The organism is Klebsiella sp. 2-CIP_Kleb., from assembly GCF_050378715.1.
Classification (GTDB): Bacteria; Pseudomonadota; Gammaproteobacteria; order Enterobacterales; family Enterobacteriaceae; genus Klebsiella; species Klebsiella quasipneumoniae.
The window spans coordinates 206,410-227,429 of record NZ_JBNRLG010000004.1 but is presented as its reverse complement, the minus strand read 5'-3'; the positions used below and the strand labels follow the sequence as shown (position 1 = coordinate 227,429).

Genomic DNA, 21,020 nt, shown 5'->3' with positions numbered 1-21,020 from the left:
TTATTTATCTGCGCCTTAAAATTATAATGATTTTAGCCAATCCTGAGCCGATAAGTGAATAATGTATGAAGAATAATGAAATTGTCATCTTCTCAGTTTCCAGCACCATTACCCAACGGATAATGAATGTTCTTATTGAGCGTAAACTGGAAATCCCCGTCTATGAATTTCGTTATTCTGACGTTCTCAACAAAGCTAATGAAATGATCCAGTCCGGCACCAGAATCATTATTAGCCGGGGCGGCACTGCGGCCCTGCTTCGCAATAACATCCCTATTCCGGTTATCGAAATTGCCCATGATTTTCATGGCGTATACCGCATCCTGCAGGAAGCCAAGAATAAATCACAGAAAATTGCCGCCATTGGTTTCCCTCAGTTTTGCCGGGCGCTGCGGCATTACCAAAGCATGACCAACGACGAGTTTAAAATCTGCCAGGTCTACAATCACCATGACATTGAAAATGTTATAAAAAATCTGTCAGAAAATGGTTATCATATGGTCATTGGTGGTTTGACTGTCGCCGAAATGGCCAAGAAATACAATCTCAACGTTATTGAAGGCGACGCCGACAATAATTCCATTGAACAAGCCATTAATGAAGCTCATGGCTTACTAAAATATATTAATCGGGAAAATTTAAAGTTAGTCATGAGCCATGCGGCATTGAATCAATCACGCGAAGGCATTATGTGTGTTGATCAACTGGGTGAAATCATTAATATCAATGCTATCGGCATGACCTTATTTCAATGTCAGGTGGGTGACAAAATCTTTAAAAAAGAAGCTTTTAAAGATATCTATGCCAGCATGATTAATGAGTCCAACATCAAAGAGCAAACTATCGAAATTAATGGCACACTTGTTTGTATCTCAGTCCGTCATTTTTCCAATCGCCAAAACACCTATGCCATTATCACTGGCTTAAGCCAGGAAAGCACACTCTGGCAGCAGACTAACAGTAAAAAAAGTAAATTACGCGGCTATGCCACCAGCTATTCTTTTGACAATATTATTACGCAATCGCCGATCATGCATCAGGTGATACAAAAAGCCAGGCTGTGCGCTCAGCATGATCTTCCGGTCCATCTCTTAGGGGATACCGGCACGGGGAAGGAACTGTTTGCTCAGAGTATTCATCACGTCAGCGCCCGCAGCCATGGTCCTTTTATCGCCATCAACTGCGCGGCTATTCCGGAGAGCCTGCTGGAAAGTGAACTTTTCGGTTATGCCGAAGGCGCATTTACCAATGCGCGGAAGGGAGGCAAACCCGGGGTCTTTGAAATGGCCACTAACGGAACGGTATTTATCGATGAGATCAGTGAGGCCCCGCTGTCGGTCCAGGTGAAGCTACTGCGCGTATTGCAGGAGAAGCAATTTTCCCGTCTTGGTGGCGACAGCCTGCTCTCAGCCGATTTTCGCCTGATCACCGCCAGCAATAAAGATCTGGGGCAGCTCATCGCCAGCGGGGAGTTCCGCCAGGATCTCTATTACCGAATCAATATCCTTGAACTGCAGCTCCCGCCATTACGCGAAAGACCTGAAGATATTATGGTGCTGATTCACCATCTTCTGCAGCAACAGAACAAGCACCTCACCTTTACCCCGGATGCCGTGAACTGCTTACAGAACTATGACTGGCCAGGCAATATCCGTGAGCTGCAGGCGGTCATTTATCGCCTCATCGTCTTGCTGGAGGGTGATACGGTGGATAAAGCGGTATTGCAGCAGATCAGTCAACTCTCATCGCCCTGTCACCAGGGCGTGTCTCTTGTGACTGACCTCGCGGTGGTCGCGGATGAGAGCGATCTGCTAAAAAAACAGGAGAAACAGCTGATCGCGAGCGTGATTGAAAAAACGGATGGCGACAGAACCAAAGCCTCGGCCATCCTCGGCATCAGTCCTACCACCCTGTGGCGTAAACTGAAGCAACATAACATCAGCGGATAAACCGAACCTGTCCGCCGGAATAAAACCGCCGTTACCCTTCCACCAGCGCCTGCGCGCAGGCCCAGGCGCTTGACCACGCCCACTGGAAGTTATAGCCGCCGAGCCAGCCGGTGACGTCCATCACTTCGCCGATAAAGTAGAGGCCCGGCGCCTTACGCGCCTCCATGGTACGCGACGAGAGCTCATTGGTGTCCACGCCGCCGAGGGTCACTTCCGCCGTCCGGTAGCCTTCGGTGCCGTTCGGCTGCACGCGCCAGGCGGTCAGCGTCTCCACCAGCGCTTGCTGATCTCGAACGTTCAGCTGCTTCAGCGTGACATCAGGAATTTGCCCCAGCTGCTGCAGACACTCCACCAGCCGCTTCGGCAACTGCATCGCGAGGGTGTTTTTCAGGCTCTGGTTGGGATGCGCGCCGCGCTGCTCGTTAAGGAATTCCTCAAGATTGCAGTCCGGCAGCAGATTCACGGTGACGAACTCGCCGGGCTGCCAGTAGCTGGAAATTTGCAGCACCGCCGGTCCGGAAAGGCCGCGATGGGTGAACAGCAGATTTTCGCGGAACAGGGTGCCGTTCTCGGCGGTGATGGTCGACGGCACCGAGACGCCGGAGAGAACCTGGAGCTGCTCAAGCAGCGGCTTGTGCAGGGTAAACGGCACCAGACCCGCACGGGTCGGCAGCACCTTCAGGCCGAACTGTTCGGCGATTTTATAGCCAAACGGCGAGGCGCCGAGGCCCGGCATCGACAAGCCGCCGGAGGCGATCACCAGCTTTTTGGTCGCCAGCGTTTCGCCGTTCACCTGAAGCCGATAGCCTTGCTCGTCGCGCTCCACGCTGAGAATTTCGCTGCGCAGGCGGATCTGCACGCCGCCCTTTTCGCATTCCGCCAGCAACAGAGTGACGATCTGTTCCGCCGAATCATCGCAAAACAGCTGACCGAGGGTTTTCTCATGCCAGGCGATGCCATATTTGCCGACCAGCTCGATAAAGTCCCACTGGGTGTAGCGCGCCAGGGCAGATTTGCAAAAATGCGGGTTTTGGCTCAAATAGGCAGCCGGCTCGACATACATATTGGTAAAGTTGCAGCGGCCGCCGCCAGACATCAGAATTTTTCGCCCCGGCTTTTTGCCGTTGTCGAGCAGCAGGACGCGACAGCCGAGCTGCCCCGCCTGCGCTGCGCAAAACATTCCCGCCGCTCCGGCGCCAACGACAATGGCATCAAACCTTTCCACACCGCATTCCTCGTTCCCCAATTGTCGGGTTTTGTAAATATTTCACTCTGGTCACACCAGCGGGAAAAATCCCGCATTAGATACATCATTGAAAGATATAGGATTACTCCCAACAGGGTAAAACCTAAACAGGAAGAAAATCAAAAAAAGTCTATATTTCACTTTGCCCGCGCCGCTAAAGTCACTGATAATGCGCCGCGTTCATGTCCTCAAAATGGCGTAACGTCCTATGCTACATTTATTTGCCGGTCTGGATTTACATACCGGACTATTATTATTGCTTGCTTTAGCTTTTGTACTGTTTTACGAAGCGATTAACGGTTTCCATGATACCGCAAACGCGGTGGCTACGGTTATCTACACTCGCGCTATGCGCTCACAGCTCGCTGTGGCGATGGCGGCGCTCTTCAACTTCTTCGGCGTTCTGCTGGGCGGTCTCAGCGTAGCCTATGCCATCGTGCATATGCTGCCGACCGATCTGCTGCTTAACATGGGTTCCGCGCATGGCCTCGCCATGGTGTTCTCTATGCTGCTGGCGGCGATCATCTGGAACCTCGGGACCTGGTACTTCGGTCTTCCGGCATCCAGTTCTCATACCCTGATCGGCGCCATCATCGGTATTGGTTTAACCAATGCGCTGATGACAGGCACCTCCGTGGTTGATGCGTTGAATATCCCGAAAGTCATCGGCATTTTTGGTTCGCTTATCATCTCGCCTATCGTTGGTCTGGTGATTGCGGGCGGCCTGATTTTCCTGCTGCGCCGCTACTGGAGCGGCACCAAAAAACGGGCGCGTATCCACCTGACCCCGGCGGAGCGTGAAAAGAAAGACGGCAAGAAAAAGCCGCCGTTCTGGACCCGTATCGCCCTGATCCTGTCCGCTATCGGCGTGTCGTTCTCTCACGGCGCTAACGATGGACAGAAAGGCATTGGTCTGGTGATGCTGGTCCTGATCGGCGTCGCCCCGGCGGGATTCGTGGTGAATATGAACGCCTCCGGTTACGAAATCACCCGTACCCGCGATGCGGTCAACAACGTGGAAACCTTCTTCCAGCAGCGCCCTGACCTGCTGAAGAAAGCCACCGGCGTTGACCAGCTGGTTCCCTCTCCGGACACCAATACCGCGGCCAACGGCGAGTTTCATTGCCATCCGGCGAACACCATCAACGCCCTTGACCGCGTGAAGACCATGCTGACCGGCGTTGAGAACTACGAGTCGCTAAAACCGGAACAGCGCGGCCAGCTGCGTCGCATCATGCTCTGCATCTCCGACACTACCGACAAAGTGGCGAAACTGCCGGACGTGAGCGCTGACGACCAGCGTCTGCTGAAGAAACTGAAAACCGATATGCTGAGCACCATCGAGTACGCGCCAATCTGGATTATCATGGCGGTCGCGCTGGCGCTGGGTATTGGTACCATGATCGGCTGGCGCCGCGTGGCGACCACCATCGGTGAGAAGATCGGTAAGAAGGGTATGACCTACGCCCAGGGGATGTCGGCGCAGATGACCGCAGCGGTCTCAATCGGTCTGGCGAGCTACACCGGGATGCCAGTTTCCACCACCCACGTGCTCTCCTCCTCGGTAGCGGGGACGATGCTGGTGGATGGCGGTGGTCTGCAGAAAAAGACGGTAACCAGCATTCTGATGGCCTGGGTACTGACCCTGCCGGCAGCGATTATCCTTTCAGGCGTCCTTTACTGGCTCTCCCTGAAGCTGATTTAAGCGTTATTCGTTCAAAACGGGCCAGCTTGCTGGCCCGTTTTTTATTCTGAAAATATCGTTAGTGCCAGATCATCAGCGCAATCAGGCTCACCACCACCAGGCCGCACAGGGCGCTGGTCAGAATAAACTGGCGACGAACACGTTCGCAGCGACGAATAAATTCATCGTCATGATGGTCACGGTAGCGCTGGGCATAGATATACCAGACCAGCCGCATCTGTTTGCTGGGCTGCCCGTGCGAGGTAAAAAAGCCGCCGCCATCGACGTACTGATAGAGCAAGGGATCGCAACCACGTAGCACAACCAATAATGCACGCAACGATGAGAAGTAGCGTGCCATATTCACCACACAAACGACACACAGGGCCCAAAACAGCGCAATAGTGCTGATCATACCTCCTCCCCGGCGACCCGCCCACGGAGAAATCCTCCGCGGCTACCGCTCCCCAAATAACCGACGACAATACCGTAAAGAGTGCGATTCCGATCACATTTATTTTTCCGACCGGCTCATTAAATAGTGTAGGAGATCCATTAATTTTTTTACCACAAGGTTATTCGTTATCAATACGTAAGACGGATAAATTTGTTTAGCTTTTAGGTGAACCCAGTGCATTGACGGAGTGCGGGGGGCGCTATAAGGTAAGAAATATCTTCTACAATGAAGTCCTTAAAGGCTACCCTCCCGCGAATGTAGCACGCAGGACGCGGGCGAAACGGCAGCGCCAGCTGTCAGGTCCAATGGTCATCGACAAACTTATGGAAGGAGTAACACTATGGCTTACAAACATATTCTGATTGCAGTAGACCTGTCCCCGGAGAGTAAAGTACTGGTTGAAAAAGCCGTTTCTATGGCCCGCCCTTATAACGCGAAAGTCTCCCTGATCCACGTGGATGTCAATTACTCCGACCTCTACACCGGGCTGATTGACGTGAACCTCGGCGATATGCAAAAACGCATCTCCGAAGAGACCCATCACGCGCTGACCGAGCTCTCGACCAACGCCGGCTACCCGATCACCGAGACCCTGAGCGGCAGCGGCGACCTCGGTCAGGTGCTGGTCGATGCGATTAAAAAATATGATATGGACCTGGTGGTCTGCGGCCACCATCAGGACTTCTGGAGCAAGCTGATGTCCTCTGCCCGTCAGCTGATCAACACCGTCCATGTCGACATGCTGATCGTCCCGCTGCGCGACGAAGAAGACGAATAACCCTCCCGTTGTGTCATGCCAGACGCCCGCCGCTGCGGGCGTTTTTATTTTCGCTTCCGCCCCGCCAGACAACAGAGCTTAAATCCATAAAAAAGCCATTCCATTAGTGTGATCAGCCAGTTATTCACTAAAACATCTATATAATAATCTACTCATTAAGCCAATAACCGCAGCATGGCGAGTTATCAGACATTTTCGGCGCGTTCTGGCATACGCGTTCATACTTTTTGGGAAAGTAATACAAGGCGAAGGAATATGAATACAACTGCACCTACGGGTTTGCTGCAGCAACCTCGTCCGTTCTTCATGATCTTCTTTGTGGAGCTCTGGGAACGTTTTGGCTATTACGGCGTTCAGGGGATCCTGGCGGTCTTCTTTGTTAAACAGTTGGGCTTCTCTCAGGAACAGGCCTTTATCACCTTCGGCGCCTTCGCGGCGCTGGTTTACGGGCTGATCTCGATCGGCGGCTACGTGGGCGACCATCTGCTGGGGACCAAACGTACCCTGGTGCTCGGCGCGGTTGTGCTGGCTATCGGCTACTTTATGACCGGGATGTCGCTGCTGAAACCGCAGCTGATTTTTATCGCCCTCGGCACCATCGCCGTCGGCAACGGTTTGTTTAAAGCCAACCCGGCGAGCCTGCTGTCAAAATGCTATCCGCCGAAGGATGCCCGTCTCGACGGGGCGTTTACCCTGTTTTATATGTCGATAAACATCGGTTCGCTGCTGTCGCTGTCGCTGGCGCCGGTGATCGCGGAAAAGTTTGGCTACGCGGTGACCTATAATCTGTGCGGCGCGGGGCTGATTATCGCGCTGCTGGTCTACTTCGCCTGCCGCGGGATGGTAAAAGATATTGGCTCCGAGCCCGATCACCGCCCCCTCAGCCTGCGCAATCTGGCGCTGGTGCTGGCCGGTACGGTGGTAATGATTTTTCTCTGCGCCTGGCTGATGCATAACGTGATGATCGCCAACCTGGTGCTGATTGTCCTGTCGGTCGTGGTCATTGCGTTCTTTTTCCGCGAGGCGTTTCGCCTTGATAAAACCGGGCGCAACAAAATGTTCGTCGCCTTTATCCTGATGATCGAGGCGGTGCTGTTTTACATTCTCTACGCCCAGATGCCGACCTCGCTGAACTTCTTCGCCATCAACAACGTCCATCATCAGATCCTGGGTTTTACCATCAACCCGGTCAGCTTCCAGGCGCTGAACCCCTTCTGGGTGGTGGTGGCCAGCCCGGTGCTGGCGGCGATTTACACCCATCTCGGTCATAAGGGTAAAGACCTGACCATGCCGGTGAAATTTACCCTCGGGATGTTCCTCTGCGCGCTGGGCTTCCTGACCGCCGCGGCCGCCGGGATGTGGTTCGCCGACGCCCAGGGATTAACCTCGCCGTGGTTTATTGTGCTGGTTTATCTGTTCCAGAGCCTGGGCGAGCTGCTGATCAGCGCCCTGGGGCTGGCGATGGTCGCCGCGCTGGTGCCGCAGCATCTGATGGGCTTTATTCTGGGGATGTGGTTCCTGACCCAGGCCGCCGCGTTCCTGCTTGGCGGCTATGTGGCGACCTTCACCGCGGTGCCGGAAAATATCACCGACCCGCTGCAGACGCTGCCGGTTTACACCAGCGTGTTCAGTAAAATTGGCCTGGTGACCCTGGGGGTCACGGTGGTGATGGCGCTGATGGTGCCGTGGCTGAACCGGATGATTAATACCCCGGCCAGCGCCGAGTAACCGTTTAAGATGGCCGATCCGCACTGGCGCCGTTTGTTTAAATATTACGGTTCCCGGCTTGCGCTACGCTGAGCCGGGCTACAATGCGGTAGCCCGGATAAGGCGCGTTGCGCCGCTATCCGGGAGATACCACCACGGCGTAATATTACTCCGGCGTGCCGGCGTAAATATCAAACCGATGCCCTTTGGTCACCACCGCGTTCGGCGTGGCGACTTCCGCCAGCGGCGGCGCGTAATCCGGGCGCTTTACCACCACCCGTTTGGTCGCCAGCTGGCGCGCCGGGGCCAGCAGGCCATCGGCGTCTAAGTCAGGCCCCACCAGCGACTGAAAAACGCGCATCTCTTTCTTCACCAGCGCGCTTTTCTGCTTATGCGGGAACATCGGGTCGAGGTAGACCACCTGCGGACGCGGGGTGATATCGGTCAGCGCCGTCAGGCTGGAGGCGTGGATCAGCTGCAGCCGCTCCTGCAGCCAGCCGCCGATTTCCGCATCGGCATAGCCGCGGGCCAGACCATCGTCGAGCAGCGCGGCGACCACCGGATTGCGCTCCAGCATCCGCACGCGGCAGCCGACCGACGCCAGCACGAAGGCATCGCGCCCCAGGCCGGCGGTGGCGTCAACCACATCCGGCAGATAATCGCCTTTAATGCCCACCGCTTTGGCTACCGCTTCACCGCGGCCGCCGCCAAACTTGCGCCGGTGGGCCATCGCCCCGCCGACGAAATCGACGAAGATACCGCCAAGCTTAGGCTCATCGCGCTTACGCAGCTCCAGATGCTCAGCGGTCAACACCAGCGCCATTAGGTTATCGTCATCCTGCTCCAGCCCCCAGCGGGCGGCTAAAACAGATAAGGCGCCGTCTCCGGCGCCCGTTTCATCAATTAAGCAGATCTTCACGTAGCAATCAGCCTTTGATCCCGTAATGCTCAAGCATCGCATCCAGCTGCGGCTCGCGCCCGCGGAAGCGTTTGAACAGCTCCATCGGCTCTTCGGAACCGCCGCGGCTCAGGATATTGTCGAGGAACGACTGACCGGTTTCACGGTTGAAAATCCCCTCTTCTTCGAAGCGTGAGAAGGCGTCTGCCGCCAGCACGTCGGCCCACAGGTAGCTGTAGTAACCTGCCGCATAGCCGCCAGCGAAGATGTGGCTGAAGGCGTGCGGGAAGCGGCCCCAGGTCGGCCCCGGCACCACGGCGACCTGCTTTTTAATCTCGGCCAGGGTCTCAAGGATTTTCGCTCCCTGCTCCGGTTTGTACTCCGCATGCAGGCGGAAATCGAACAGGCCGAACTCCAGCTGGCGCAGAATAAACATCGCCGCCTGGTAGTTTTTCGCCGCCAGCATTTTCTCCAGCAGCGCCTGCGGCAGCGGTTCACCGGTTTCATAATGACCGGAGATAAAGGCCAGCGCTTCCGGCTCCCAGCACCAGTTTTCCATAAACTGGCTCGGCAGCTCGACCGCGTCCCACGGCACCCCGCTGATGCCGGAAACCCCGGCGGTATCGATGCGGGTCAGCATGTGGTGCAGACCGTGGCCGAACTCGTGGAACAGGGTGATCACTTCGTCGTGGGTGAACAGCGCCGGTTTGCCGTTGACCGGACGGTTGAAGTTACAGGTCAGGTAGGCGACCGGTTTCTGCAGGGAGCCATCCAGCTTACGCATCTGGCCGACGCAGTCGTCCATCCACGCCCCGCCGCGCTTGTGCTCGCGGGCATACAGGTCGAGATAGAAGCTGCCGCGCAGCTCGTTGTGTTCGTCATACAGCTCGAAGAAGCGCACTTCCGGATGCCACACATCAACATCGGTACGCTCTTTGGCGGTAATACCGTAAATGCGCTTCACCACTTCGAACAGACCGTTAACGGCTTTGTTTTCCGGGAAATAGGGGCGCAGCTGCTCATCGCTGATGCTGTAGAGATGCTGTTTCTGTTTTTCGCTGTAGTAAGCGATGTCCCACGGCTGCAGCTCTTCGACGCCGAACTCGGTTTTAGCGAAAGCGCGCAGCTGGGCCAGCTCTTTTTCGCCCTGTGGACGGGCGCGTTTTGCCAGGTCGGTGAGGAAGTCGAGCACCTGCTGCGGATCCTCCGCCATTTTGGTGGCGAGGGATTTAAAGGCGTAGCTGTCAAAGCCCAGCAGCTGCGCCAGCTCGTGGCGCAGAGCGAGGATCTCCGCCATCACCGGGCTGTTATCCCATTTCCCGGCGTTCGGCCCCTGATCGGAGGCGCGGGTGGAATAGGCGCGGTACATCTCTTCGCGCAGCGCCTGATTGTCGCAGTAGGTCATCACCGGCAGGTAGCTCGGGATATCCAGCGTCAGCAGATACCCTTCCTGCTCTTTGGCCTGGGCCTGCGCCTGAGCGGCGGCCAGCGCGCTTTCCGGCATACCGGCCAGATCGGCGACGTCGGTCACCAGCTTGTTCCAGCCCATGGTGGCGTCAAGAACGTTGTTGCTGTACTGGTTGCCCAGCTCAGAGAGGCGCGCGGCGATTTCACCGTAGCGTTTCTGTGCCTCCGGCGGCAGGCCAATACCGGATAATTCGAAATCGCGCAGCGCGTTATCAACCGCTTTTTTCTGCGCGGTATTCAGCGTGGCGTAGTTATCGCCATCGCGCAGGTCGCGGTAGGCTTTATACAGGCCTTCATGCTGGCCGACCCAGGTGCTGTACTCGGAGAGCAGCGGCAGCGTCTGTTCGTAGGCCTCGCGCAGTTCCGGGCTGTTTTTTACCGAATTGAGATGGCTGACAGGCGAGAAGATGCGTCCCAGCACATCGTCCACTTCCGCCAGCGGCTGGCAAAGATTTTCCCAGCTATACGGCGCGCCGTGCGCCACCGCGCTTTCCACTGCGGCCCGGCAATCCTCCAGCGCTTTGGTGACCGCGGGGACCACGTGCTCTGGTTTGATCGCAGAAAAAGGCGGCAGGGAAAAAGGCGTCAGTAATGGATTGGTCATATGCGCTGTCCTGTTGAAAAGGGTGAGTGAAGCGCGCGTCCGGCGCTTATGCATGAGATCTAGAATGGGGGATAGTTGGGGGAATTTCAATGACGGGCGGTGCGTCAGCCTGGGTATTGCTGCGATAAGTCCGCCCGTTGCCGGAAAAACGCGGCACGCGGTGCAGCGTGCCGGAAACCGCATTAATGCCCTTTTTGCGCCATTTCCCAGGCCGCCGACAGATTTACCCGCTGCCAGAACTGCTGCTCGGGGGTGGTGCCGGACAGCGGGTAGCCCGCCGGCAGCGCGGTATTGACCATCAGCGCCCGACGCTGGGCCGCAGACAGCTGCGGCAGGGCAGCCTCCAGCAGCACTTCCGCCCCCTTCGGCACCTGCAGGCGCGGCTGCGGCCCCGTCTGCCGCGGCAGGTCGTAGGTCATGGTGAAACGAGTGAAATCACGCATCGCCGGATCGCGCCAGGGATCGTCTTTCACGCTGCTCTTCGCGCACTCGGCAAGCGATGTGCCGCAGGCTTTCGCCAGCGCGGCGCGCAGCTGATCGCGGGCTTCGTTAAATAATACCCGGTAGCGCGGATCGTTAAGATAATGGGCCACGTTGCGCTCGGCCACCATCCGCGAGCCGATCACATCCAGGGGATAGTGGACACCCAGCACGATGCGCGAATAGCCATAGCGTGCGCCGCGCGCCACCAGCGCGTCGTAGCGCTCCGGGATCATCGCCGCCAGCAGCAGCGCATCAGTATAGCCAGTGTTGGTGTGACCGCTGGGGAACGAGCCGCCGTCGGCGGTATAGGGCTGGTTATCCTTCACCACCACGTCGTCCGGCACCAGGTGAATGGTGTTGCCCTGCACCAGAAACGGCCGCGGATTGTTGTAGTGCTTTTTCGCCTCGCCGGTGCTGACCTCCGAGGCTTTGATCAGCGCCGCCGCTTTCCCCAGCGCGCCCTGGTCATAGGCGGTCAGAAACGCGTTGCCCAGCCGCGGCCCCAGCGCGTCGCTGAGGAAGTAGAGGTAGCTAATCCCTTCCGCATCTGCCAGCGCCTGACGGCGGGTGGTCTGTACGGCGTCGCGGTTAATGGCGGTCACCATCGCCAGATTCTGCTGCACGACGGTCTCCGGCAGGCTGCTGAACGCCGACAGCAGCGCAATGCCCGCCTGCTGATTGGCCCGGGTCTGGAAGTCATAGCCGCTGGCCTTCAGCCAGGCGGTATCGGCCTGGGTTTTGTTTTGTTTCGCGTGCGCCAGCCGATCGCGTGTCAGCGCGGCGGCATCCCCCTGCAGAGCGTGGCGCAGCTGCGCCAGCGCCTGTTGCTCAAGATCGCCATACGCCTGGCTGGAGGCAGCCGGCGTCACGCTATTGGCGAGGGCCGCCGCCCTGTTCAGCGGGATGTCTTTAGCCAGAACCGGTTGCGCCAGCAGCAGCGCCACGGCCAGCAGCGAGAGTTGATTTTTCATTATTTTTCCTTTTATTCAAACAATTACCTTGCCTGTATCCGACGCTAGCGCGGCCGTTTGACGCTTTTATGACAGCGTTATGTTTTGCAACGCTTTTGGCAGAAATGAAACAGCGCGGCGGCGCAGCGGTAATCTCGGCCGATCTGCGGTAAACTATCGGTTAACTTGTTTATTTCCCGGAATCTCTGCATCCATGCTCAGTTATCGCCACAGCTTTCACGCAGGCAACCACGCCGACGTCCTCAAACACACCGTTCAGAGCCTGATCATCGAAGCGCTGAAAGAGAAAGAAAAACCGTTTCTCTACCTGGACACCCACGCCGGCGCGGGCCGCTATCAGCTGAGCGGCGAGCACGCCGAGCGTACCGGCGAGTATCTTGAAGGCATCGCCCGAATCTGGCAGCAGGACGACCTGCCGGCAGAGCTTGAGCCCTATATTTCGGTGGTCGAACACTTCAACCGTAACGGCCAGCTGCGCTACTACCCGGGCTCCCCGCTGATCGCCCGCCAGCTGCTCCGCGAGCAGGACAGCCTGCAGATGACCGAGCTGCACCCGAGCGACTTCCCGCTGCTGCGCGCCGAGTTCCAGAAAGACAGCCGCGCGCGCGTCGATAAAGCCGATGGCTACCAGCAGCTGAAAGCTAAGCTGCCGCCGGTCTCGCGCCGCGGTCTGATTCTGATCGACCCGCCGTACGAAATTAAAACCGACTATCAGGCGGTGGTGACCGGGATTAACGAAGGCTATAAACGCTTCGCCACCGGCACCTACGCGCTGTGGTATCCGGTGGTGCTGCGCGCGCAAATAAAACGCATGATCAAAGATTTAGAAGCCACAGGTATCCGCAAAATTCTGCAAATCGAGCTGGCGGTGCGTCCGGACAGCGACCAGCGCGGCATGACCGCCTCCGGGATGATCGTCATCAACCCGCCGTGGAAGCTGGAGCAGCAGATGAACAATGTGCTGCCGTGGCTACACAGCAAGCTGGTGCCGGCCGGTACCGGTCACACGACCGTCAGCTGGATCGTGCCGGAGTAATCGCAACCATCGGTGGAACCTTTTACGCCTCGCGCTACAATCGCGGCAATCAACGATTAAGGACATATGGGCATGAGCAAACATTATGATTACCTCGCCATCGGCGGCGGTAGCGGCGGTATCGCCTCGATTAACCGTGCGGCCATGTACGGCCAGAAGTGCGCGCTGATTGAAGCCAAAGCGCTGGGCGGCACCTGCGTCAACGTCGGCTGCGTGCCGAAAAAAGTGATGTGGCATGCGGCGCAGATCCGCGAAGCCATTCATCTTTACGGCCCGGACTACGGTTTCGATACCACCATCAACCATTTCGACTGGGAGAAGCTGGTCGCCAGCCGCAGCGCCTATATCGACCGCATTCATACCTCCTACGACAACGTGCTGGGTAAGAATAACGTCGACGTGATCAAAGGGTTTGCGCGTTTTGTCGATGCCCACACCGTGGAAGTGAACGGCGAGACCATTACCGCCGATCATATCCTGATCGCCACCGGCGGCCGTCCGAGCCACCCGAACATTCCGGGCGTGGAATACGGTATTGATTCCGACGGTTTCTTCGAACTGCCGGCGCTGCCGAAGCGCGTGGCGGTGGTCGGCGCGGGCTACATCGCCGTTGAACTGGCGGGGGTGATTAACGGCCTCGGCGCTGAGACCCACCTGTTCGTGCGTAAGCACGCGCCGCTGCGCAGCTTCGATCCGCTGATCGTCGAAACGCTGGTGGAAGTGATGAACGCCGAAGGTCCGCAGCTGCATACCAACGCCATCCCGAAAGCGGTGGTGAAGCATGCCGACGGTAGCCTGACCCTTGAGCTGGAAGATGGCCGCAGCCAGACCGTTGACTGCCTGATCTGGGCGATTGGCCGCGAACCGGCGACCGATAACTTCAACCTGGCGGCTACCGGCGTGAAAACCGACGATAAAGGCTACATCGTCGTCGATAAGTTCCAGAACACCAGCGTGCCGGGCATCTACGCCGTGGGCGATAACACTGGCGCCGTCGAACTGACCCCGGTGGCCGTGGCCGCAGGCCGTCGCCTCTCCGAACGCTTGTTTAACAACAAGCCAGAAGAGCATCTGGACTACAACAATATTCCGACCGTGGTCTTCAGCCACCCGCCTATCGGCACCGTCGGCTTAACCGAGCCGCAGGCGCGCGAGCAGTATGGCGACGACGCGGTGAAGGTCTACAAATCCTCCTTCACCGCGATGTACACCGCCGTCACCTCGCACCGCCAGCCGTGCCGCATGAAGCTGGTGTGCGTTGGCCCGGAAGAGAAGATTGTCGGCATCCACGGCATCGGCTTCGGAATGGATGAGATGCTGCAGGGCTTTGCGGTGGCGTTGAAGATGGGCGCTACCAAAAAAGACTTCGACAATACCGTCGCTATTCACCCGACGGCGGCAGAAGAGTTCGTCACCATGCGCTAACACGCGAGCGCCGGATGATAAAAAGAAGCCCTGAGGGGCTTCTTTTTTTATGCTCAGGCCACGCCGTTATTGCCATGGCGCATAAACGCCGGGCGCTGATTGAGCGCCATATACCAGCGCTCCACGGCCGGCATTTCCGGATGCGCAAAGGGCGTCATCTTCCAGCGATGCACCGACAGCCCCAGCACGATATCGGCCAGGGTGAAGCGCTCGCCGGCTATCCACGCCCCGGTACGCTGCAACTGCGCCTCGACAATGCGCACACAGTGGGTCCAGGTGGCAATGCTCTCTTTAATCGCCGCCGGATCCTGAAAGCGAGGATCTTTACGCACCAGCCCCATAAAGGCATGGCGCCAGGCATTATTGAACTCGGTCGCCTGCCAGTCCATCCAGTGCTCCACCTCGGCGGCGGGCTGCGGCTCAGCGGGCAGCAGATCCCAGCGCTCCGCTTTCCGCGCCAGATAGCGGCAGATGCTGTTCGACTCCCAGAGCACAAAGTCATCGTCCAGCAGCACCGGCACCAGGCTGTTAGGATTCAGGCGCTGAAATTCAGGGGTGTCCAGGGGCTTAAACCCGCTGCCGTAATCCTCCTGCTGGTACGCCAGCCCGATCTCCTCGCAGGTCCACAGCACTTTCCGTACATTGATTGAAGAGCGTTTGCCCAGAATTGTTAGCATCGTCAGCGATTCCTCAGCCATAAAAGACAGTTCATTCACTCTACTCTATTGCCAGCCAGCAACAAGGCAGAGCGCTGGATAATGTGTATAGTTGATTCCAGCCTGTTTGCCGAAAAGGAACCCGACATGTTGACCCCTTTTACCGTTTTGATGCCCGCCAATATTCGTTTTGGCCGCGGTCAGGCCCAGAGCGCCGCCCCCTGGCTGGCGCAGCAGGGTGGTCCCATTCTGCTGGTGCATGGTGCCAGCCCGCAGCGGGCGGCGTTTCTCCGCCAGCAGCTGGAGGCGCTGCAGCTTGCGGTCACGACGCTGGCGATAAGTCGCGAACCCTGGCTTAGCGATATTGAGCAGGGCGTCCAGCTGGCGCGTGAGAAAGGGATCAGGGCGGTGGTCAGCCTCGGCGGCGGCGCGGTGATTGACGCCGGTAAGGCGATTGCGGCGCTGGTCCCCGCCACCGGCCCGGTGATCGACTATCTGGAGGTGGTGGGAACGGGCCGTCAGCTGGAAGCCAGTCCCCTGCCGTTCGTGGCGATCCCCACCACCGCCGGGACGGGCGCGGAGGTTACCAAAAATGCGGTGATCAACGTTCCGGAACAGCAGCGGAAGGTGAGCCTGCGCGACGACCGGATGCTGCCTGACCTGGCGATTGTCGACCCGGCGCTAACCGACAACGCGCCGCGGAGTATCACCCTGAGCTCCGGCCTTGACGCCCTGACCCAGGTGATAGAGCCGTGGCTCTGCAGCCGGGCCACCCCTTTCACCGACGCCCTCTGTCAACAGGCGATCCCGCGGGGTATCCGCGCGCTGAAGGTTCTGATGGAAAAAGAGTGCCCGGCCAGCCGCGACGAGATGGCCTGGGTCAGCCTGTGCGGCGGACTGGCGCTGGCGAACGCCGGGCTGGGGGTGATCCACGGCCTCGCCGGCCCGCTGGGCGGCCTGAGCCGCGCCTCGCACGGTGCCCTGTGCGGCAGCCTGCTGCCGTTTGGGCTGGCGCTGAATGAGTCGCAGATAAACGACCCCGCCCTGCGCCAGCGCTTCAACGACGTTCGCCGCTGGCTGGCCGACGGGCTGGAGGTCCCGGCGGATCGGGTCTGGGACAGTCTGCGGGAATGGAGCCTTCACGCCGGTCTCGGCACCCTGCGCGACCTCGGCGTGGCGCGCGACGCGCTGGAGCCGGCGGCGCTGGCCGCCAGCACCTCCTCATCCATGAAGGCCAATCCGGTCAGCCTGAGCAGCGAACAGCTGCTGGAGATGCTGGAGGCGGCGTGGGAGTGAGCGCCCCGGGATAAAATTTTGTTGCATAATGAATGCTCCGAATTTTATCTTCGCCCAAGCGCGGACTTATTAATGATTTATCAAGGCGTTACTTAAAAATCACGGCGTCCCCTTCAGGCGGAAAAGCGTGATCTAACGCACAGTTTGCTTCACACTCACCGAAGCGACTGTCTACGCTTAAAAGACAAGGCCGGGTACGCCCGGCCGCGAACTCACGCTATCCGGAGGTCCGTATCGCTATGTTCAGCCAGAAATTACGCCACGTTGAAGACGACGAGTTAAGGATCGACATCGATCCCTGCTACGAAGCCGATCCGTACGAATTAAAGCTGGATGAGATGATTGACGCTGAACCGGAGCCTGAGGTGATCGAGGGGCTTCCGGCGTCTGACGCCCTCACCCCGGCGGATCGCTATCTTGAGCTGTTTACCAACGTGCAGAAAACACGCATTTTTGCCGACAGCAAAACGTTTCCCGACTGCGCGCCGAAGCACGACCCGCTGGACATCCTGCGGAACTACCGGAAGGTCAAACGTCAGCCCGATTTCGATCTACGACAGTTCGTTGAGGACAACTTCTGGCTGCCGGAGAGCCAGACCGACGTTTACACCTCCGACCCCAACCTGACGCTGAAAGAGCACATCGATAAGCTGTGGCCGGTGCTGACCCGCGAGCCTCAGGATCATATCCCCTGGTCGTCGCTGCTGGCGCTGCCGCAGGCCTATATCGTCCCCGGCGGCCGCTTTAGCGAAACCTATTACTGGGACTCTTATTTCACCATGCTGGGGCTGGCGGAGAGCGGCCGGGAAGATCTGCTGAAATGCATGGCCGATAACTTCGCCTGGCTGATTGAAACCTACGGTCATATTCCGAACGGCAACCGCACCTACTACCTCAGCCGCTCGCAGCCACCGGTGTTCGCCCTGATGGTCGAACTTTTTGAAGAGGACGGCGTGCGCGGCGCGAAGCGCTATCTGGATCATCTGAAGATGGAGCACGCCTTCTGGATGGACGGCGCCGAGTCGCTGATCCCGCATCAGGCGTATCGGCACGTGGTGCGCATGCCGGATGGCTCCTTGCTCAATCGCTACTGGGACGATCGGGACACGCCGCGGGATGAATCGTGGCGCGAGGACGTGGAGACCGCCCGCCACTCGGGACGGCCGGCTAATGAAGTCTACCGCGATCTGCGGGCGGGCGCCGCGTCCGGCTGGGACTACTCCAGCCGCTGGCTGCGGGATATCACGCGGCTGGCCAGTATCCGTACCACGCAGTTTATCCCCATCGACCTGAACGCCTTCCTGTTCAAGCTGGAGACGACCATCGCCAACCTCTCCGGGCTGAAGGGCGATCGCGAGACGGAAGCAGCCTTCCGCCAGAAGGCTCAGGATCGGCGGGCGGCGGTTAACCGCTACCTGTGGGACGATGAGAACGGCTGTTTTCGCGATTATGACTGGCGCCGCGAACAGCTGGCGCTGTTTTCCGCCGCCAGCATTGTCACCCTTTACGTCGGCCTGGCGACCCACGAACAGGCGGAACGCCTTGCCGATGCGGTGCGGGCCCGCCTGCTCACCCCCGGAGGGATCATGGCCACCGAATACGAAAGCGGCGAGCAGTGGGATAAACCCAACGGCTGGGCGCCGCTGCAGTGGATGGCGGTGCAGGGATTTAAACGCTACGGTCAGGATCCGTTGGGAGATGAGATCGCCTGGAGCTGGCTGCAGACGGTCAACCACTTCTACAAGCAGCACCACAAGCTGATTGAGAAATACCACATCGCCACCGGCGTGCCGCATGAGGGCGGCGGCGGGGAGTATCCCCTGCAGGATGGCTTCGGCTGGACCAACGGCGTGGTGCGCCGGCTGATTGGCCTGTACGGTGAGCCAACCTAGTCGGGCTGTTCCCGGCGGCCTTCTCCTGCTATGTTCAGGGGATTCGCCCTGCCCGGAATGACGCTTATGCCTGAACTTCTGACGCCGCGCCTGCGCTGCTCACCGCTGCAGCTGGACGACTGGTCGTTTTTTCTTTCCCTGCAGCAGGATCCGCAGGTCATGCTCTATGTGGCCGACCCCCGGCCGCAGGCGGCCATCCGCGAGGCGTTCGATTCGCGGCTGCCGCCGTGGACGCCCGGGGATGCACACTGGCTGTGCCTGGTGGTGCGCGACAGGCTGACCCATACCCCGCTCGGCCTCACCGGTTACCTACATCATCAGCGCGACATAGCCGAGGTCGGCTTTCTCTTCGCCCCGGCGGCGCAGGGCCGGGGCTACGGCTACGAATCGCTGCGCGCGCTGTGCGACTACGCCTTCACCACCGGCGGCGTCCGCCGCCTGACCGCCACCGTCACCGCCGGCAACGAGGCGTCTAAGCAGTTACTGCTCAAAGCCGGGTTCCGGCTGGAGGGGGAGCTGCGGGAGAACTACTGGCTCAACGGACGCTGGCACAACGACTGGCTGTTCGGTCGGCTGCGCGCGGAGGGCGATGCGCCCTAGCGCGCCGCCGCTCACGGTCTGATGACAGCGGGGTTCAGAGGAACATCCCTCCCGAGACTTCCACACGCTGCGCGTTCATCCACGCCAGCTCATCGCTGAGCAGGGCGGCGATGGCGTCGCCGATATCATCCGGTAGCCCGACGCGCCCCAGCGCGGTCTGGGCGGCGATATGCCGATTCACCTCGGCGTTATCACGCACCTCCCCGCCGCCAAAATCGGTCTCAATGGCCCCCGGCGCGATGATGTTCACCGATATCTCCCGTCCGCCCAGCTCTTTCGCCTGATAGCGGGTCAGGACCTCCATCGCCCCCTTCATCGCGGCGTAGGCCGCATAGCCCGGCAGGGCAAAGCGCGCCAGGCCGCTGGAGACATTAAGGATCCGCCCCCCGTCCTGCAGGAGGGGCAGCAGCCGCTGGGTCAGAAAAAACGGCCCTTTGAACTGGATGTTCATCAGCTCGTCAAACTGCGCTTCACTGGTCTCGGCGAAGGGGACGTTGAGGCCGATCCCAGCGTTGTTCAGTAAATAATCAAAGGTAGTGCGTCCCCACTTCTGCGCCAGCACCTGCGCCACCTCGCTGGCAAAGGCGTCGAATGTTGAGGAATCGCCGACGTTCAGCGCCAATGCTGCCGCCTTGACCCCTTTTTGCTCAATCTCCGCCACCACATCGAGAGCCGCCTGGCGGTTGCTGTGATAGGTCAGAAGAATGTCGGTTCCCTTCGCCGCCAGCTTCAACGCGGCGTTTTTACCCAGGCCACGGCTGCCGCCGGTCACTAAAGCGATACGTTGTGTCATCAGAAGACCCCTTTCAGGTTGCGTTGTGATTGTGTTCTAGCTTATTAACTGCCAGTAAAACAATAAATACGCTACATTACGTTTTACTGTTTCATTCTCAACAACAATAGGCCATCGGCATGGATAAAATTCATGCAATGCAGTTATTCATTCGCGTAGCGGATCTGGAGAGCTTCTCCCGCGCCGCCGAGACCCTGGCGCTGCCGAAAGGCAGCGTCTCGCGGCAGATTCAGGCCCTGGAAAGCCATCTTGGCGTGCGGCTCCTGCACCGTACCACCCGTCGGGTTCAGCTCACCCAGGATGGGATGGTCTACTACGAGCGGGCGAAGGATCTGCTGAGCAACCTCGACGAACTGGACGGGATGTTCCAGCACGATCCGGCGAGCATCAGCGGCCGGCTGCGGGTGGATATGCCGGTCGGTTTTGCCAAAAAGCTGGTTATCCCGCATCTGCCGACTTTTTTGCAGCAGTATCCGGGCATCGAACTGGAGCTGAGCAGCAGCGACCGGCTGGTGGACGTGATCCGCGAGGGGTTTGACTGCGTGGTGCGCGTCGGCGCGCTCAAAGACTCCGGGCTTATCGCCCGCCCACTGGGCAAGCTGACGCAAATTAACTGCGCCAGCCCGGACTACCTGGCCCGTTTTGGCTACCCGCAATCCCTGGAGGATCTGGCGGATCATGCCCTGATCCACTACGCCAGCACTCTCGGGGTCCGTCCTTCCGGCTTCGAGGTGGTGATCGACGGCGCCGTGCGCTGGGTAAAAAGCGGCGGCATATTGACGGTCAACAGCACGGAAACCTATCAGGCGGCCTGTATCGCCGGGCTGGGAATTATTCAGGTGCCGCGCACCGGCGTGCGCGAGGCGTTACGCGCCGGCGAACTGATCGAGATCCTGCCCCAGTACCGCGCTGAGCCGCTGCCGGTCTCGCTTATCTACCCGCACCGGCGCAATCTCTCCCGCCGCGTGCATCTGTTTATGGAGTGGCTGGGCGGGCTGATGAAAGATTACGTCGATTGATCCGCGCGGAGGGTGAACGGGGGGCGGGCAGATGCGTTCCTGCAGGATACGGCATTTAA

17 protein-coding genes are annotated in these 21,020 nt (G+C 58.8%); 10 read left to right on the top strand and 7 right to left on the bottom strand.

Annotated elements, in window-relative coordinates; genetic code table 11:
* Positions 1-65: 65 nt before the first annotated feature.
* Entirely contained in the window at positions 66-1,949 is a 1,884-nt protein-coding gene (locus ACQUTP_RS16175; protein ID WP_004204938.1) for a sigma-54-dependent Fis family transcriptional regulator, read from the top strand.
* A gap of 31 nt (positions 1,950-1,980) precedes the next feature.
* Here the strand turns inward: ACQUTP_RS16175 and ACQUTP_RS16170 are convergent, their stop codons facing one another.
* The gene (locus ACQUTP_RS16170) at positions 1,981-3,174 is read right to left on the bottom strand and encodes an NAD(P)/FAD-dependent oxidoreductase (protein WP_004204939.1); all 1,194 of its coding nucleotides are present in this window, start codon (positions 3,172-3,174) and stop codon (positions 1,981-1,983) included.
* Positions 3,175-3,403: 229 nt separating this feature from the next.
* Between ACQUTP_RS16170 and pitA the strand changes: the two genes are divergently transcribed.
* Positions 3,404-4,900, top strand: coding sequence for an inorganic phosphate transporter PitA (pitA, locus tag ACQUTP_RS16165; RefSeq protein ID WP_004204940.1), 1,497 nt, complete (start codon positions 3,404-3,406; stop codon positions 4,898-4,900).
* A 58-nt stretch (positions 4,901-4,958) separates the two neighbouring features.
* On the opposite strand, the gene uspB is transcribed toward pitA, so the two are convergent.
* Entirely contained in the window at positions 4,959-5,294 is a 336-nt protein-coding gene (gene uspB, locus ACQUTP_RS16160; RefSeq protein ID WP_002921203.1) for a universal stress protein UspB, read from the bottom strand.
* Between the two features lie 382 nt (positions 5,295-5,676).
* Here uspB and uspA point away from each other — a divergent pair, with 382 nt between their 5' ends.
* Together uspA and dtpB are read left to right on the top strand one after the other, a co-directional pair.
* Complete coding sequence (gene uspA, locus ACQUTP_RS16155) at positions 5,677-6,114, top strand: universal stress protein UspA (protein WP_004145166.1); 438 nt, start codon at positions 5,677-5,679, stop codon at positions 6,112-6,114.
* A gap of 255 nt (positions 6,115-6,369) precedes the next feature.
* The gene (gene dtpB, locus ACQUTP_RS16150; RefSeq protein ID WP_004204941.1) at positions 6,370-7,842 is read left to right on the top strand and encodes a dipeptide/tripeptide permease DtpB; all 1,473 of its coding nucleotides are present in this window, start codon (positions 6,370-6,372) and stop codon (positions 7,840-7,842) included.
* 145 nt (positions 7,843-7,987) lie between these two features.
* Here dtpB and rsmJ read toward each other — a convergent pair whose 3' ends face one another.
* From rsmJ to ACQUTP_RS16135, 3 genes are all read right to left on the bottom strand, one after another.
* Positions 7,988-8,740 carry a 16S rRNA (guanine(1516)-N(2))-methyltransferase RsmJ gene (gene rsmJ / locus ACQUTP_RS16145; RefSeq protein ID WP_004204942.1) on the bottom strand — a complete coding sequence of 251 codons (753 nt, stop codon included), beginning with the start codon at positions 8,738-8,740 and terminating at the stop codon, positions 7,988-7,990.
* Positions 8,741-8,747: 7 nt separating this feature from the next.
* Positions 8,748-10,790 (bottom strand): oligopeptidase A, encoded by a 2,043-nt coding sequence (gene prlC, locus ACQUTP_RS16140; RefSeq protein ID WP_004204943.1) that lies wholly within the window; start codon positions 10,788-10,790, stop codon positions 8,748-8,750.
* Positions 10,791-10,972: 182 nt separating this feature from the next.
* Positions 10,973-12,244: an acid phosphatase gene (locus ACQUTP_RS16135; protein ID WP_285756468.1), complete on the bottom strand. Its 1,272-nt coding sequence runs from the start codon at positions 12,242-12,244 to the stop codon at positions 10,973-10,975.
* Positions 12,245-12,437: 193 nt separating this feature from the next.
* On the opposite strand from ACQUTP_RS16135, the gene ACQUTP_RS16130 reads away from it, so the two are divergent.
* Both ACQUTP_RS16130 and gorA read left to right on the top strand, forming a co-directional pair.
* Positions 12,438-13,280 (top strand): 23S rRNA (adenine(2030)-N(6))-methyltransferase RlmJ, encoded by an 843-nt coding sequence (locus ACQUTP_RS16130; protein ID WP_004204945.1) that lies wholly within the window; start codon positions 12,438-12,440, stop codon positions 13,278-13,280.
* A 72-nt stretch (positions 13,281-13,352) separates the two neighbouring features.
* Positions 13,353-14,705, top strand: a complete 1,353-nt coding sequence (gene gorA / locus ACQUTP_RS16125) for a glutathione-disulfide reductase (RefSeq protein WP_023291278.1) — start codon at positions 13,353-13,355, stop codon at positions 14,703-14,705.
* Between the two features lie 53 nt (positions 14,706-14,758).
* Here the strand turns inward: gorA and ACQUTP_RS16120 are convergent, their stop codons facing one another.
* Positions 14,759-15,382, bottom strand: coding sequence for a glutathione S-transferase family protein (locus ACQUTP_RS16120; protein WP_023319290.1), 624 nt, complete (start codon positions 15,380-15,382; stop codon positions 14,759-14,761).
* Positions 15,383-15,508: 126 nt separating this feature from the next.
* On the opposite strand from ACQUTP_RS16120, the gene ACQUTP_RS16115 reads away from it, so the two are divergent.
* The 3 genes from ACQUTP_RS16115 to ACQUTP_RS16105 all read left to right on the top strand — a co-directional run bounded on the left by ACQUTP_RS16115 (position 15,509) and on the right by ACQUTP_RS16105 (position 19,149).
* On the top strand, positions 15,509-16,657 hold the full coding sequence (locus ACQUTP_RS16115) for an iron-containing alcohol dehydrogenase (RefSeq protein ID WP_004204948.1): 1,149 nt from the start codon (positions 15,509-15,511) through the stop codon (positions 16,655-16,657).
* Between the two features lie 239 nt (positions 16,658-16,896).
* Positions 16,897-18,549 carry an alpha,alpha-trehalase gene (locus ACQUTP_RS16110; protein ID WP_428902439.1) on the top strand — a complete coding sequence of 551 codons (1,653 nt, stop codon included), beginning with the start codon at positions 16,897-16,899 and terminating at the stop codon, positions 18,547-18,549.
* Between the two features lie 66 nt (positions 18,550-18,615).
* Positions 18,616-19,149 (top strand): GNAT family N-acetyltransferase, encoded by a 534-nt coding sequence (locus ACQUTP_RS16105; RefSeq protein ID WP_017899999.1) that lies wholly within the window; start codon positions 18,616-18,618, stop codon positions 19,147-19,149.
* 34 nt (positions 19,150-19,183) lie between these two features.
* Here the strand turns inward: ACQUTP_RS16105 and ACQUTP_RS16100 are convergent, their stop codons facing one another.
* Positions 19,184-19,942 carry an SDR family NAD(P)-dependent oxidoreductase gene (locus ACQUTP_RS16100; protein ID WP_205437472.1) on the bottom strand — a complete coding sequence of 253 codons (759 nt, stop codon included), beginning with the start codon at positions 19,940-19,942 and terminating at the stop codon, positions 19,184-19,186.
* A gap of 119 nt (positions 19,943-20,061) precedes the next feature.
* Here ACQUTP_RS16100 and ACQUTP_RS16095 point away from each other — a divergent pair, with 119 nt between their 5' ends.
* A complete protein-coding gene (locus ACQUTP_RS16095; protein ID WP_004204959.1) occupies positions 20,062-20,961 on the top strand; it encodes a LysR family transcriptional regulator in 900 nt (299 codons plus the stop codon).
* The last annotated feature ends 59 nt before the right edge of the window (positions 20,962-21,020 follow it).